This window comes from Brachybacterium sp. Marseille-Q7125 (assembly GCF_023062615.1).
Taxonomy (GTDB): Bacteria; Actinomycetota; Actinomycetes; order Actinomycetales; family Dermabacteraceae; genus Brachybacterium.
Map to the genome: position 1 here is coordinate 1 of NZ_JALLAL010000006.1, position 13,544 is coordinate 13,544.

Sequence of the window (13,544 nt, forward strand, 5' to 3'; positions counted from 1 at the left end):
AGCGGTCAACGCGTGTCTCTCGACCGGGCGGCAACACCCCCCGGACCATGAATGGCAGGGCAACAAAGCCATACCCGGCCGAGCGACCAGACCCCCGACCATCGGGGGTGCTCACACGGTAACGGGGGGATGCGGTCGCGGCAGGCTGCCGCGACCCCGCGACCGGGCCGGATGAATGCCTGTCGGCGGTGCGGCACCGCTCCTCCGCCCTCAGGCGAGCTCGATGAGCTCCTGGTATTCGTCGTTCCACAGGTCCTCGACGGCGTCGGGCATCATGAGCACCCGCTCGGGGTTCAGCGCCGCGACGGCGCCCGGGTCGTGCGAGACCAGCACGACCGCGCCCTCGAAAGCGGAGAGCGCCCCGAGGATCTCCTGACGGCTCGCCGGGTCGAGGTTGTTCGTCGGCTCATCCAGCAGCAGCACGTTCGCGCTGGAGACCACCAGGGTCGCGAGCGCCAGGCGGGTCTTCTCCCCGCCGGAGAGCACCCGGGCGGGCTTGTGCACGTCCTCGCCGGTGAACAGGAATGAGCCGAGGATCTTGCGGGCCTCCACCTCCGGCAGCTCGTAGGCAGCGGTCATCATGTTCTCCAGCACCGTGCGCTCAAGATCGAGGGTTTCGTGCTCCTGGGCGTAGTAGCCGATCCGCAGCCCGTGCCCGGGGATGATCTCGCCGGTGTCCGCCGGATCCACTCCGGCGAGGATCCGCAGCAGGGTGGTCTTGCCCGCGCCGTTCAGGCCGATCACCACCACGCGGGAGCCGCGGTCGATCGCGAGGTCCACATCGGTGAAAATCTCCAGGCTCCCGTAGGACTTGGAGAGGCCCTGCGCCATGAGCGGCGTCTTCCCGCAGGGGGCGGGCCGCGGGAAACGCAGGGAGGCGACCTTGTCGGCCCGGCGCTCCTCCTCGACGCCGTCGAGCATCTTCTCGGCCCGGCGCAGCATGTTCTGGGCGGCCACGGCTTTGGTGGCCTTGGCGCGCATCTTCTCCGCCTGGGCGGTGAGCGCCGAGGCCTTTTTCTCCGCGTTGGCACGTTCGCGCTTGCGGCGCTTCTCGTCGTCCTCGCGCTGGCGCAGGTACTGCTTCCAGCCCATGTTGTAGATGTCGATCACGGCGCGGTTGGCGTCGAGGTAGAAGACCTTGTTGACGACCTGCTCCACGAGCTCGACGTCGTGACTGATGACGATCAGGCCACCGCGGAAGCTCATGAGGTATTCGCGTAGCCACACGATCGAGTCGTGGTCGAGGTGGTTGGTGGGCTCATCCAGAATCATCGTCTCGGCCTGGGAGAACAGGATGCGGGCGAGCTCCACGCGGCGCCGCTGTCCGCCGGAGAGGGTGCCGAGCTGCTGCTCGAGCAGCCGATTGGGCAGCCCCAGGTTCGCGGCCATGCGCTTGGCCTCGGCTTCCGCCGCATAGCCGCCGACGGCGTCGAGCTCTGCCTCCAGACGCGGGTAGCGCTCCATGGCCTTGATGCGCTTGGTCTCGCTGAGGGACATATCCCCCATCTCCTGCTCGGCGCGGCGCAGGCGGCGCAGGATCCCGTCGAGCCCGCGGGCGGAGAGGATGCGGGCCAGCACCGTCTCGGTGTCTTCGCCGCTGTGGGTGTCCTGCGGGAGGTAGCCCAGCTCCCCGCTGATCTCGACGCTGCCTTCGGTGGCATCCAGGGTGCCCGAGAGCACGCGGGTCAGGGTGGTCTTCCCGGCGCCGTTGCGGCCCACGAGCCCCACCCGGTCTCCGGCGGTGACCTGGAAGGAGACGTTGCTCATGAGCAGGCGTGCGCCGACGCGGATGGCGAGGTCGTGCACGGTGATCACGGGCGGCTCCTTCTGTGGCACGCAGCGGGCGTTTTCTGTGGCGCGCGGCAGGCGCTGCGGACCGGATCGAGTCTAGGGGTGGCCAGCGGGCCGTGCCGCGGTCGACGGGGCCACGGTGCCGTGTCCCACATCGTCCGTTCTGCCGGACGTGCCCTGCGCAGATGGCCGGCACGGGCAGGCGGAAGGTGCAATAGTGGCAGCGGCGGCCGCATCGGCGGTCCGCAGCTGACGGAGCAGGCACGTTGCAAGGAGGCCACGCGATGCTGATCGGGGTTCCCCGGGAGGTCAAGAACAACGAGGATCGGGTGGGGCTCAACGCTCCGGCCGTCCATGAGCTGGAGCGCCACGGACACGAGGTCATCGTCCAGTCCGGGGCGGGAATCGGATCCGGGATCACGGATGAGGCCTACCGTGCGGCCGGCGCGGAGATCGTCGATGGAGCCGACGAGGTCTGGCAGCGCGCGGACATGATCGTGAAGGTGAAGGAGCCTCTGCCCGAGGAGCACAAGTTCCTGCGCAAGGACCAGGTGCTGTTCACATATCTGCACCTTGCGGCCGACAAGGCGCTGACCGATGCGCTGCTGGAGGCGGGCACCACCGCGATCGCCTACGAGACCGTGCAGCTTCCGGATCGTTCCCTGCCGCTGCTGACGCCGATGAGCATGATCGCGGGGCGTCTGGCCACGCAGGTGGCCGCGTACCATCTCATGGCCCCGCTGGACGGCTCCGGAATGCTGATGGGCGGCGTCCCCGGCACGCCCGCGGCGAAGCTGCTGGTGGTCGGCGGCGGCATCGTCGGGGAGCAGGCGGCGATCATGGCCTACGGGCTGCAGGCCGAGGTGACGGTGATCGACCTGAACGTGCCGCGTCTGAACCAGCTCGCCATCACGCACCACGGACACTTCCGCACCCGGTACTCCACGGCGCTGGATCTGGCGGATGAGATCGCCACGGCCGACGTGGTGATCGGCTCGGTGCTGATCCCCGGCAAGCGCGCCCCCAAGCTCGTGACCGATGAGATGGTGCGGTCGATGAAGCCCGGCTCGGTGCTCGTCGATGTGGCGATCGATCAGGGCGGATGCTTCGAGCACTCGCGTCCGACCACCCATGACGACCCGACCTTCGCCGTGCACGACACCGTCTACTACTGCGTGGCGAACATGCCGGGGTCGGTGCCCGTGACGGCCACGCGCGCACTGAACAATGCGACGATCCCCTACGTGCTGAAGCTCGCCGATCGCGGCTGGCAGGATGCGCTGCGCGCCGATGAGGCGCTCGCCAAGGGCCTGCACACCCACGCTGGCAAGCTGGTGCATGACGGGACGGCGGAAGCCCATGGCCTCGAGCTGACGGACCGCCAGGAGGTCCTCGGCTGATCGTGCGGGTGGGTGCGCCCGGCGTCGGGCGCGCCCACCGGCATCAGGTGTCGATGGGTGAGAGGCTGCCGCCACGGCCCAGGTTCGTGGCGGACCACGTGAGCGGACGCGGGGCCTGACCTCCCGCGGTGAAGCTGACGCTCACCGACCTTATGCGAGCGCCCCCGGGGCCTTGTCGGGCCGGGGGCGCTCGCGATGCGAGGTGGGGGTCAGCGGGTCAGAGGTTGAAGCCGATGGCGCGCAGCTGCTCGCGGCCGTCCTCGGTGATCTTCTCCATGCCCCACGGCGGCATCCACACCCAGTTGATGCGGTGGGACTCGGTGATCGGGTCGAGCACCGCGAAGGTCTGCTCCTCGAGCAGGTCCGTCAGCGGGCAGGCGGCGGAGGTCAGCGTCATGTCCACCACCGCGTGACCGTCTTCGACGGTCGCACCGTAGACGAGACCCAGATCCACCACGTTGATCCCGAGCTCGGGGTCGATGACATCCTTCATCGCCTCGATCACGTCCTCCTTGGTGACGGACGAGGCCGGGGTCTGCTGATCGGTCATGGGATCCTCCTGATCCCCAGCGGCAGGCTCAGGCGCCCGCGCCGGTGAGGTAGCGGTCGTAGCCCTCGGCCTCCAGACGCTCGGCGAGCTCGGGACCGCCCTGCTCGGCGATCTTGCCGTCCACGAACACGTGCACGAAGTCCGGCTTCACGTACTGCAGGATGCGGGTGTAGTGGGTGATGAGCATGATGCCCACGTCGGTGTTCTCCTTGGCGCGGTTCACGCCCTCGGAGACGATGCGCAGCGCATCCACGTCCAGACCGGAGTCCGTCTCGTCGAGGACCGCGATGGCGGGCTTCAGCAGCTGCATCTGCAGGATCTCGTGGCGCTTCTTCTCGCCGCCGGAAAAGCCCTCGTTGACGTTGCGCTCGGCGAAGGCGGGGTCCATGCGCAGGTCATCCATGGCGTTCTTGACGTCCTTGACCCAGTGGCGCAGGGACGGGGCCTGGCCGTCGATCGCGGTCTTGGCGGTGCGCAGGAAGTTCGAGACGGTCACGCCGGGGACCTCGACGGGGTACTGCATAGCGAGGAACAGGCCGGCGCGGGCGCGCTCGTCGACCTCCATCTCCAGCACGTCCTCGCCGTCCAGCAGCACCTCACCCTTGGTGATCTCGTACTTGGGGTGGCCGGCGATGGCGTAGGCGAGGGTGGACTTGCCCGAGCCGTTGGGGCCCATGATCGCGTGGGTCTCCCCACCCTTGATGGTGAGGTCCACGCCCTTGAGGATCTGCTTGGTGCCCTCGGGGGTCTCGACGGTGGCGTGGAGGTTCTTGATCTCCAGGATGGACATGTGCGGTTCTCCTTGACCAGGTGCTCTGGTGTGTCTGTGGTGGGTGAAGGGCCGAGGGGCCCGGAGTCAGGGGGTGGGGGGCGCGCTGGGATCCACGAGGATCTCGTCGCGCCCCTCGTCCACCCGCACGGGGAACACCCGTACGGGCAGGACCGCCGGCAGCTGCAGGGGTCGACCGGTCCGCAGGTCGAACTGGCTGCCGTGCTTCCAGCATTCGATGGTGCAGCCCTCGACGTCGCCGTCGCTCAGCGCGATCTCGTCGTGCGAGCAGCGGTCCTCGAGGGCGTGGACGCCGCCGTCCGCGTCGCGCACCACGGCAAGCTCGAGGTCACCGAGGGTGACGTCGATCGCCTCACCGGGGGCGAGGTCGCTCAGGCGCGCGACGGGAACGTAGGCGTCCGACATCAGTTCATGCTCCGGGCCAGCTCAGCCTCGATGGACTCGAACAGGTGCTCGCGGATCTCGGGGACGTCGATCTTCTGGATCAGCTCGGCGAAGAAGCCGCGCACCACCAGGCGTCGCGCCTCGAGCTCGGGGATGCCACGAGCGCGCAGGTAGAACAGCTGCTCGTCGTCGAAGCGACCGGTGGCGGCGGCGTGGCCGGCGCCCTCGATCTCCCCGGTCTCGATCTCGAGGTTGGGCACGGAGTCCGCCCGCGCGCCCTCGGTGAGGACAAGGTTGCGGTTGAGCTCGTAGGTGTTGGTGCCCTCGGCCTCCTTGCGGATGAGGACATCGCCCACCCACACGCTGCGTGCCTTCTTGCCCTGCAGCGCGCCCTTGTAGGCCACGTCGGAGGTGCAGTTGGGGGCGGCGTGGTCCACGAACAGGCGGTGCTCGAGGAACTGGTCCTCGTCGGAGAAGTAGAGGCCCAGGTTCTCCACCTCGGCGCCCGGGGCGGCGAGCTCACCGGTGACGCTCACGCGCACCGCGGAGCCACCCAGGGAGACGACGATGTGCTTGAGCTTCGCATCGCGTCCCAGCTTGGCGTGATGGGTGGAGATGTGGATGGCGTCATCGTCCCAGTCCTGCAGGGTGATGACGGTCATCTGGGAGTTGTCTCCGACCACCATCTCGACGTTCTGGGCGTACTGCGCCGAGCCGGTGTGGCGTAGCACGAAGGTTGCGCTCGCGGACTCCGCGGTCTCCAGCACGATGTGCCCATTGGCGCGACGGTCGACGCCGCTGCCGGTGATATTCACGCGGAACGGGTCATCCAGGGCCGCGTTCTTGGGTGCCACCAGGTGCAGCGCCTCCTCGGACCGGGCGGAGGCGATGGCCGCCGGCAGGTCCTCGGGCACCAGCACGGTGCCGCGCGGTGCGGCGCCGGGGGCCAGGGCAGTGATCTCCGCGGCCCCGGCGGGGGCCTGCACGTCGTAGTCGAGCGCGGGATCGCCCTCGCGGTCATCCGTCGGCGCGTCCTCGAACAGGGCGGCGAAACGGCGCAGCGGGGTGAAGCGCCACTCCTCGATGTTGCTGCGCGGCGTCTCATGGTCGGCGATCTCGAAGGAGCGCAGGCGTGAGCCACGGTTGTCGGCGGCGTGGTGCGCGCCCACCTCCAGGCCCTCGTCCTCCAGCGTCACCTCGGATTCGGTCTCGACCCCCTGCAGGGCGTCCTGCGCGGCCACGGGCGCGGCGCCCGCGGCATGCGCCACGTTCTCGTTGGCCGCGGGATCCCCCGTGCTCTCGGCACCGGTCACATCTGCGGTGGTCATCAACCGACTGCTCCTTCCATCTGCAGCTCGATCAGGCGGTTCAGCTCAAGGGCGTACTCCATCGGGAGCTCGCGTGCGATGGGTTCGATGAACCCGCGCACGATCATCGCCATCGCCTCGGGCTCCTCCATGCCGCGGCTCATCAGGTAGAAGAGCTGCTCCTCGGAGACCTTGGAGACGGTGGCCTCGTGGCCCATCTGGACATCGTCGACGCGCACGTCGACATAGGGGTAGGTGTCGGTGCGGGAGATCTGGTCCACCAGCAGCGCATCGCACAGCACCGTAGAGGCGGAGTGCTCGGCGCCGGGCATCACCTGCACCAGGCCGCGGTACGAGGTCCGGCCGCCACCGCGCGAGACCGACTTGGAGACGATCGAGCTGGAGGTGTGCGGGGCCATGTGGACCATCTTGGAGCCGGTGTCCTGCTGCTGGCCCTCGCCGGCGAAGGCGATGGACAGCGTCTCGCCGCGGGCGTGCTCGCCCATCAGCCACACCGCCGGGTACTTCATAGTGACCTTGGAGCCGATGTTGCCATCGACCCACTCCATGGTCCCGCCCTCTTCGACGGTGGTGCGCTTGGTGACCAGGTTGTACACGTTGTTCGACCAGTTCTGGATGGTCGTGTACCGCACCCGGGCGTCCTTCTTCACGATGATCTCCACCACGGCGGAGTGCAGCGAATCGGACTTGTAGATCGGGGCGGTGCAGCCCTCGACGTAGTGCACGTAGGAGCCCTCGTCGGCGATGATCAGCGTCCGCTCGAACTGGCCCATGTTCTCGGTGTTGATGCGGAAGTAGGCCTGCAGCGGGATCTCCACGTGCACGCCCTTGGGGACGTAGACGAAGGAGCCGCCGGACCACACCGCGGTGTTCAGGGCGGAGAACTTGTTGTCACCGGAGGGGATGACGGTGCCGAAGTACTCCTCGAAGATCTCCGGGTGCTCCTTGAGGGCGGTGTCCGTGTCCAGGAAGATCACGCCCTGCTCCTCCAGGTCCTCGCGGATCTGGTGGTAGACGACCTCGGACTCGTACTGCGCGGCCACACCGGCCACCAGACGCTGCTTCTCCGCCTCGGGGATGCCCAGGCGGTCGTAGGTCTCCTTGATGTCCTCGGGCAGGTCCTCCCAGGAGGTGGCCTGCTTCTCAGTCGAGCGGACGAAGTACTTGATGTCCTCGAAGGCGATGCCGGACAGGTCCGGGCCCCAGGTGGGCAGCGGCTTCTTCTCGAACAGCTTGAGGGCCTTCAGGCGCCGCTCGAGCATCCATTCGGGCTCACCCTTGCGGGCCGAGATGTCGCGCACGACCTCCTCGCTGAGCCCACGGCGGGCGGAGGCGCCGGCGTCGTCGGAATCGTGCCAGCCGTAGGCGTACTGGCCCACGGACTCGATGATCTCGTCCTGTGTGAGCTTCTCTGGTGCGCTCGTCATGGTGTCCTTCCCTCGGTGAGCGGAATGTGAGTCGTGCAGGCATGGGCTCCCTGGGCCAGAGTGGCCAGGCGCTGCACGGGGGCGCCGATGATGCGGGAGATGACCCGGGTCTCGGCCTCGCACAGCTGCGGATGCTCCGCGGCGATGTCGAGAACCGGGCAGTGGCCGTGGCAGAGCTGCGCCGTGACGAGGGTACGCGCTGCGCTGCCCTCCTGCCGAGCCGGGGCGGGCAGCGGGACGCTGAGTGGGCGCACGGTCGTCGCGTAGCCGCGTTCGGTCAGCAGCTCGCTGAGCAGTTCGAGACGGTCGACCGGGGTGAGCTCGTCACCGGCGGCCTGTTCGGTCGCGGTCACGCGCGCATCCAGCTCGTCCTCCCAGTCGGCGACCCGTTCGGCGGCCAGGCGCTCGACGGCCTCCTCGCCGCCCACCCGGGCGAGCTCCTGCATCGCCAGGATGGCGATCTCGTCGTACCCGCCGGGCAGGTGCTCGTGGGCGGAGGCGGAGAGGACGAAGGATTTGCTGGGTCGACCGCGGCCGCGCTGGGCCACGGGCACGACGTGCTCGGCGATGACCCCTTCGGCCTCGAGGACCGTGAGGTGGCGTCGCACCGCAGCGGAGGTCAGTCCGAAGCGCTCGGCGAGCGCGCGAGCGGTGATCGGACCGTGGGCGGAGATCGCCTCGACGAGCCTCTCGCGCGTCGTCGGGGTCGCGCCGTGCTCGTTCTCCGGTTCCGTCACGTGCATCCCTCCCGTCGTCGGCCCGATCGATTTTACAACACTCAGGTTTCTAAAAGGCCGACGAGAGATGTGCCACGGGGCACCCGGGCGGCGCCGGATCCGAGCAGTCCCGCACCCCGCGTCCTCCACGTCACCACAAGTGGATCACATCTCGCACATTGTGCCACATTCAACTATCCTCGGTGCTCCGCACACCGAAGGAGAACCATGACCGAGCACGACTCATCCCCCGCCCTGGAGCACCCGACCAGGGGCGCCTACGTCCAGCCCGGCAAGGCCTTCGACCGCGACATGAACTACATCGCCGACCGCATCACCGTCGACGGCCGTGACGGCTGGCCGGTCGAGGCCGGGCGCTACCGGCTGATCGCCGCCCGCGCTTGCCCGTGGGCGAACCGCACCCTGATCTCCCGTCGGCTGCTGGGACTCGAAGAGGCCATCAGCGTGGGCATGCCCGGCCCCACGCATGACGCCCGGTCCTGGACCTTCGACCTCGACCCGGGCGGCAAGGACCCGGTGCTCGGCTACGAGCGTCTGCAGGAGGCGTATTTCGCACGCTTCGCGGACTACCCGCGCGGCATCACCGTGCCGGCGATCGTGGATGTCCCCACCAAGGCCGTGGTGACCAACGACTTCCAGCAGATCACCCTGGATTTCGCGACCCAGTGGACCGCCTTCCACCGTGAGGGCGCACCGGATCTATACCCCGCGGCGCTGCGCGAACAGATCGACGAGCTGAATGACTGGATGCTGCACCGCGTGAACAACGGGGTGTACAAGGTGGGGTTCGCCGGCTCCCAGGACGCCTACGAAAAGGAGTACCACCTGCTGTGGGAGGCCCTCGATGAGCTTGAGGAGCGCCTGGCGGACCGCCGCTACCTCATGGGGCCGATGATCACCGAGGCCGATGTGCGGCTGTTCCCCACCCTGATCCGCTTCGATCCCGTCTACCACGGCCACTTCAAGGCCAACCGCCAGACCCTCGCCTCGATGCCGAATCTGTGGAACTACACCAAGGATCTGTTCCAGACCCCCGGCTTCGGCGACACCGTGGACTTCGCGCAGATCAAGCGGCACTACTACTACGTGCACGAGGACATCAATCCCACGCGCATCGTGCCGACGGGCCCCGACCTCGAGCCGCTGCTTACGCCCCATGACCGGAACCGTTTCGAGACCGACACCTGGGGGCCGGGTGGCAGTGCCCCTGAGCCGCCGCTGACCGCAGAGGTCGTCGATCCCGCGCATACCCCGCTGCACGTGACGGGCCGCTGACCGCGCTTGGCCCCCCGTGGTGGCCTGCCCGGCGTGTGCCTCGCGCCGCGCGACGGGCACAGAGCGGGATCCTGGCCGTGCCCGCCTACGATGGAGCGGCCATGACCGAACACTCCTCCCCCGCTCTGATCGCTGAGGGCCTGCACCTGGCCTACGGGCCCGTGCGCGCCCTGGACGGCCTGGACCTCGTGGCCCGCCGCGGCGAGGTCACCGCCCTGCTGGGCCCCAACGGCGCTGGGAAGACCACACTGGTCTCCTGCGCCACCGGGCTGCTGCGCCCCGACGCCGGAACCATCCGCGCGCTAGGTGCCGATCCGCACCGCGCCAGCGCCGAGCATCGCGCCCGCGTGGGCGTCATGATCCAGGACGGCGGGCTCGCTTCCGGTTCCACCGCGGGGCGTCTGCTGCGCTACGGCGCGAGCCTATACCAGAACCCTCTGAATGTTGCGGAGGTCTCCGAGCACTTGGGGATCGATGAGTTCTCCGGCACGATCGTGCGGCGCCTCTCCGGCGGGCAGCGGCAGCGTCTGGCGCTGGCGCTGGCCATCATCGGCCGTCCCGAGCTGCTGTTCCTCGATGAGCCCACTGCCGGGATGGATCCCGCCATCCGGGCAAAGGTCCGCGACCTCGTCCGGGCGCTCGCCCGCACCGGCACCGCCGTCGTGCTCACCACGCACCTCATGGACGATGTGGTGGGTCTTGCCGATGCGGTCTGCGTGATCGCCGGGGGGCGGGCGATCGCCTCCGGCACCGTGCAGGAGGTCGTCGATGCGCATGCGGCGCAGAGCGGCTCTCTCGCGGTGCGCTATCGCGCCGACGGCGTGGCACCCGAGGCGGTCGATGCGCTCACCGCGGATCTGCGCCGCACCGCGCAGGCGCACGGTGCTCAGCTGGATGTCGTGGGCTCGGGGTCCGCTGAGCTGGAATCGGTCCTGCTGGACCTCATGGCCGACGCCGACGCCGAGACCGGTACCGCCACCGGAACCGGCAGCGGGCCCGACAGCGGGGACCCGGCGGCGCCCGGTGGCGCAGCGAGGACGGAGGAGACCCGATGAGCAGCACCCCCACGAGCATCCCGGGCCGCACCGCGCGTCCGGCCCCCGCTCCGCGCGGACGCCGCATCCTCTCCCATGCAGCGCTCGAAGCCCGGATTCTGCTGACCAACGGCGAGCAGCTCATGGTCGCGATCGCCGCCCCCGCCATGGTGCTCATCGCGCTGCGGCTGCTGCCGGTGGGCCGCCTCGAGGGCGCCGAGACGATCAACACCGCGCTCGCAGCGACCTTCGCCACGGCGCTGATGTCCACGTCCTTCACCTCCCAGGCGATCCAGACCGGATTCGACCGCCGCAACGGGGTGCTGCGCTGGGTGGCCACCACTCCCCTGGGCCGCGACGGGTATCTCGCCGGGAAGATCCTCGCCACCGCTCTCGTGCAGCTGATCCAGTTCGTCGTGCTCGGCGGGCTCGCTCTCGCGCTCGGGTGGCGTCCCCAGCTGTGGCAGATCGCCGCGGTGCTCCCGATCTGGGCGCTCGGCACCATCGCCTTTGGGGCGCTGGGTCTGCTGGTCGCGGGGCTGCTGCGCACCGAGGCGGTGCTGGCGGTGGCGAATCTCGTGTTCGTGCTGCTGGTGGCCGTGGGCGGGGTGGCGATCCCCTCGGCGAGCCTGCCGCCCCTGCTGGGCGGACTCGTGGATCTGCTGCCCTCCGGGGCGCTCGGGGATCTGCTGCGCGCAGCGCTCGCCGGGGCGCCGTGGCGCCTCGGGGCGGTGCTGGTGCTGGCCGCGTGGGCGCTCGGCGGCAGCCTCGCGGTGATGCGCTGGTTCCGCTGGACCGACAGCTGAGCGGCGCCCGCAGACAGCGGTGCCCGAGCCCGGGAGTGCTCAGCCGAGCGAGCTGCGCGGGGCGGGGTCGTCGGCGCGGGCGGTAAGGATGACCGGCGCGCCGTCGGTGACCTGGAGCGTGTGCTCGGCGTGAGCGCCACGGGATCCGTCGGCGCTCAGCTGTGTCCACCCGTCGCGCTCATCGATCATGAGCTCATTCGTGGTCGGTACGAGGAACGGTTCGACGGTGATCAGCTGCCCGGCCACGAGCTCGGCCCCAGCGCCCGGCGTGCCATGGTTGGGCACGAATGGCGCCTCGTGCATGGTGCGGCCCACGCCGTGCCCGCCGAAGCGCTCGTTGATCGTGTAGCCGAGCTCATGCGCCGCGGTCATCACGGCATGGCCGATATCGCCGACGGTCGCGCCGGAGCGCACCTGGTCGATGCCCGCCCACATCACCTGCTCGGTGTCGCGGATCAGCTGCAGGTCCTCCTCCCGCGGCGTGCCCACCGGGATCGTGAGGCAGGAATCCGCGACCCAGCCCTCAACCTGCACCGCGAAGTCCAGGGAGAGCAGGTCTCCGTCGGCCAGCACCCGATCGTGAGGGCGGCCGTGCAGCACACCGTCGTTCAGGGAGGTGCAGATGACGTGCCCGAAGGGGCCGGAGCCGAAGGCGGGCGCATAGTCGAGGTAGCAGCTGGTGGCTCCTCGCTCGCGGATCAGGCGGTGCGCTTCCGCATCGACGTCCAAGAGATTCCAGCCCACCTCGACGACGTTGCGCAGATGGCTGAGGACTTCGGCGACGAACTCCCCGGCGGGGCGGGCCTGCTCGAGGGTGGGCAGTTCGGCGGTCTGTTGGCGGCGTCGGCGGCCGAGGATCATCGTGCACCTGCCGTATCCGCGGCATCGAGCTGCTCACCGGTGGCGATGTCGGTGGCCGGTCCCTCCTCAGGGGCCTGCCAGGTCACCAGTCGGGCGCCCACCAGGGCGATGGCCGCGGCGAACATCGCTGCGCCCACCAGGTGGAGGAACACCACCAGCTCGGGCAGGCCGGTGAAGTACTGGATGTAGCCGACGATGCCCTGGGCCACGGTGACCCCCAGCAGCAGCCAGGCGGCCGCGCGGGCCTCCTTCCGCACGCCTGCGCGATGCAGCACCACCATGAGCGCCACCAGCAGGCCGCAGAAGATCCACACCGCCACGGCGTGCAGGCGGGAGATCAGCACCGGATTGACCGTGATGCGCACGATGTCCCCGGCATCGCCCGAATGCGGGCCGGTGCCGGTCACGATCGTGCCCAGCACGAGGACCGTGAATCCCATCGCGGCCAGCGGCGCGAACAGCAGCAGGGCCAGGCGCGGAGCGGCCAGGCGCAGCACCCCGTCGCCGTCATACAGCCGCACCACCAGCACCATGGAGGCGGCGGCGAGGATCGGGGAGAGCAGGAAGTGGGGGCTCACCACGCCGGGGTGCAGGTCCGCCTTGACCACCACCATCCCGATGAGCGCCTGCAGGAGCGTGCCGATCAGCGGCACTGTCGCCAGCCGCAGGAAGCCGACGCCCTTGTGCCGCAGCCAGCGCCAGGCCACCACCAGCAGCAGCACCGCGAAGATGCTCAGTACACCGGTGAGGGAGCGGTTGCCGTACTCCACCAGCGGGTGGATCCCCGCCTCGAGAGTCAGCTCGGGCACGAACTGTCCGGGCTCGCAGTGCGGCCACGTCGAGCAGCCCAGGCCCGATCCGGTCAGGCGTACCAGGCCGCCCGTGAGGATGATGCCCATCTGGCTGATCAGGTTGCCCCAGAAGGCGACCTGCACGATGCGGGCGCGGCGCTGCGGCCCCCAGTCGACAAGACGCGGATCGGGCAGAGTGGAGATGCGGCCGTGGCGCTCGGGCAGAGGCGCTGGTGCCGGGGCAGGATCGGACATAACTGCAGTCTAGGTCTCGGGACCGGGCATGGCCGGGTGCGGCGGGCCCGGCGCACCGGGCGATCGCCCGATGTCACAGCTGCAGGGACGTCGCTACCGCACCCACAACACCGTC

Annotated in this window: 13 protein-coding genes; 4 read left to right on the forward strand and 9 right to left on the reverse strand. The window is 69.4% G+C overall.

Annotated elements, in window-relative coordinates:
- Positions 1 to 210: 210 nt before the first annotated feature.
- Complete coding sequence (locus MU407_RS02790; RefSeq protein ID WP_246955143.1) at positions 211 to 1,815, reverse strand: ABC-F family ATP-binding cassette domain-containing protein; 1,605 nt, start codon at positions 1,813 to 1,815, stop codon at positions 211 to 213.
- A gap of 260 nt (positions 1,816 to 2,075) precedes the next feature.
- Here MU407_RS02790 and ald point away from each other — a divergent pair, with 260 nt between their 5' ends.
- On the forward strand, positions 2,076 to 3,191 hold the full coding sequence (gene ald / locus MU407_RS02795; RefSeq protein WP_246955147.1) for an alanine dehydrogenase: 1,116 nt from the start codon (positions 2,076 to 2,078) through the stop codon (positions 3,189 to 3,191).
- A gap of 217 nt (positions 3,192 to 3,408) precedes the next feature.
- On the opposite strand, the gene MU407_RS02800 is transcribed toward ald, so the two are convergent.
- From MU407_RS02800 to MU407_RS02825, 6 genes are all read right to left on the reverse strand, one after another.
- Entirely contained in the window at positions 3,409 to 3,741 is a 333-nt protein-coding gene (locus tag MU407_RS02800) for a metal-sulfur cluster assembly factor (protein ID WP_102235891.1), read from the reverse strand.
- A gap of 28 nt (positions 3,742 to 3,769) precedes the next feature.
- A complete protein-coding gene (gene sufC / locus MU407_RS02805) occupies positions 3,770 to 4,531 on the reverse strand; it encodes a Fe-S cluster assembly ATPase SufC (protein ID WP_246955149.1) in 762 nt (253 codons plus the stop codon).
- Between the two features lie 66 nt (positions 4,532 to 4,597).
- Positions 4,598 to 4,936, reverse strand: a complete 339-nt coding sequence (locus MU407_RS02810) for a non-heme iron oxygenase ferredoxin subunit (protein ID WP_246955151.1) — start codon at positions 4,934 to 4,936, stop codon at positions 4,598 to 4,600.
- Positions 4,936 to 6,243, reverse strand: coding sequence for a Fe-S cluster assembly protein SufD (gene sufD, locus MU407_RS02815; protein ID WP_246955153.1), 1,308 nt, complete (start codon positions 6,241 to 6,243; stop codon positions 4,936 to 4,938). The genes MU407_RS02810 and sufD overlap by 1 nt, the downstream gene beginning before the upstream one ends.
- Positions 6,243 to 7,670: a Fe-S cluster assembly protein SufB gene (sufB, locus tag MU407_RS02820; RefSeq protein WP_102235887.1), complete on the reverse strand. Its 1,428-nt coding sequence runs from the start codon at positions 7,668 to 7,670 to the stop codon at positions 6,243 to 6,245. The genes sufD and sufB overlap by 1 nt, the downstream gene beginning before the upstream one ends.
- Positions 7,667 to 8,407 carry a winged helix-turn-helix transcriptional regulator gene (locus MU407_RS02825; protein ID WP_246955155.1) on the reverse strand — a complete coding sequence of 247 codons (741 nt, stop codon included), beginning with the start codon at positions 8,405 to 8,407 and terminating at the stop codon, positions 7,667 to 7,669. The genes sufB and MU407_RS02825 overlap by 4 nt, the downstream gene beginning before the upstream one ends.
- A 207-nt stretch (positions 8,408 to 8,614) precedes the next feature.
- On the opposite strand from MU407_RS02825, the gene MU407_RS02830 reads away from it, so the two are divergent.
- From MU407_RS02830 to MU407_RS02840, 3 genes are all read left to right on the forward strand, one after another.
- Positions 8,615 to 9,682, forward strand: coding sequence for a glutathione S-transferase C-terminal domain-containing protein (locus tag MU407_RS02830; RefSeq protein WP_102235885.1), 1,068 nt, complete (start codon positions 8,615 to 8,617; stop codon positions 9,680 to 9,682).
- 101 nt (positions 9,683 to 9,783) lie between these two features.
- Positions 9,784 to 10,737 carry an ABC transporter ATP-binding protein gene (locus MU407_RS02835; protein ID WP_246955157.1) on the forward strand — a complete coding sequence of 318 codons (954 nt, stop codon included), beginning with the start codon at positions 9,784 to 9,786 and terminating at the stop codon, positions 10,735 to 10,737.
- A complete protein-coding gene (locus MU407_RS02840; protein ID WP_102235883.1) occupies positions 10,734 to 11,522 on the forward strand; it encodes an ABC transporter permease in 789 nt (262 codons plus the stop codon). The genes MU407_RS02835 and MU407_RS02840 overlap by 4 nt, the downstream gene beginning before the upstream one ends.
- A 39-nt stretch (positions 11,523 to 11,561) precedes the next feature.
- Here MU407_RS02840 and map read toward each other — a convergent pair whose 3' ends face one another.
- Both map and MU407_RS02850 read right to left on the reverse strand, forming a co-directional pair.
- On the reverse strand, positions 11,562 to 12,383 hold the full coding sequence (gene map, locus MU407_RS02845) for a type I methionyl aminopeptidase (protein WP_246955161.1): 822 nt from the start codon (positions 12,381 to 12,383) through the stop codon (positions 11,562 to 11,564).
- Positions 12,380 to 13,429 carry a COX15/CtaA family protein gene (locus MU407_RS02850; RefSeq protein ID WP_158239388.1) on the reverse strand — a complete coding sequence of 350 codons (1,050 nt, stop codon included), beginning with the start codon at positions 13,427 to 13,429 and terminating at the stop codon, positions 12,380 to 12,382. Before MU407_RS02850 ends, map begins: the two co-directional genes overlap by 4 nt.
- Between the last annotated feature and the right edge of the window lie 115 nt (positions 13,430 to 13,544).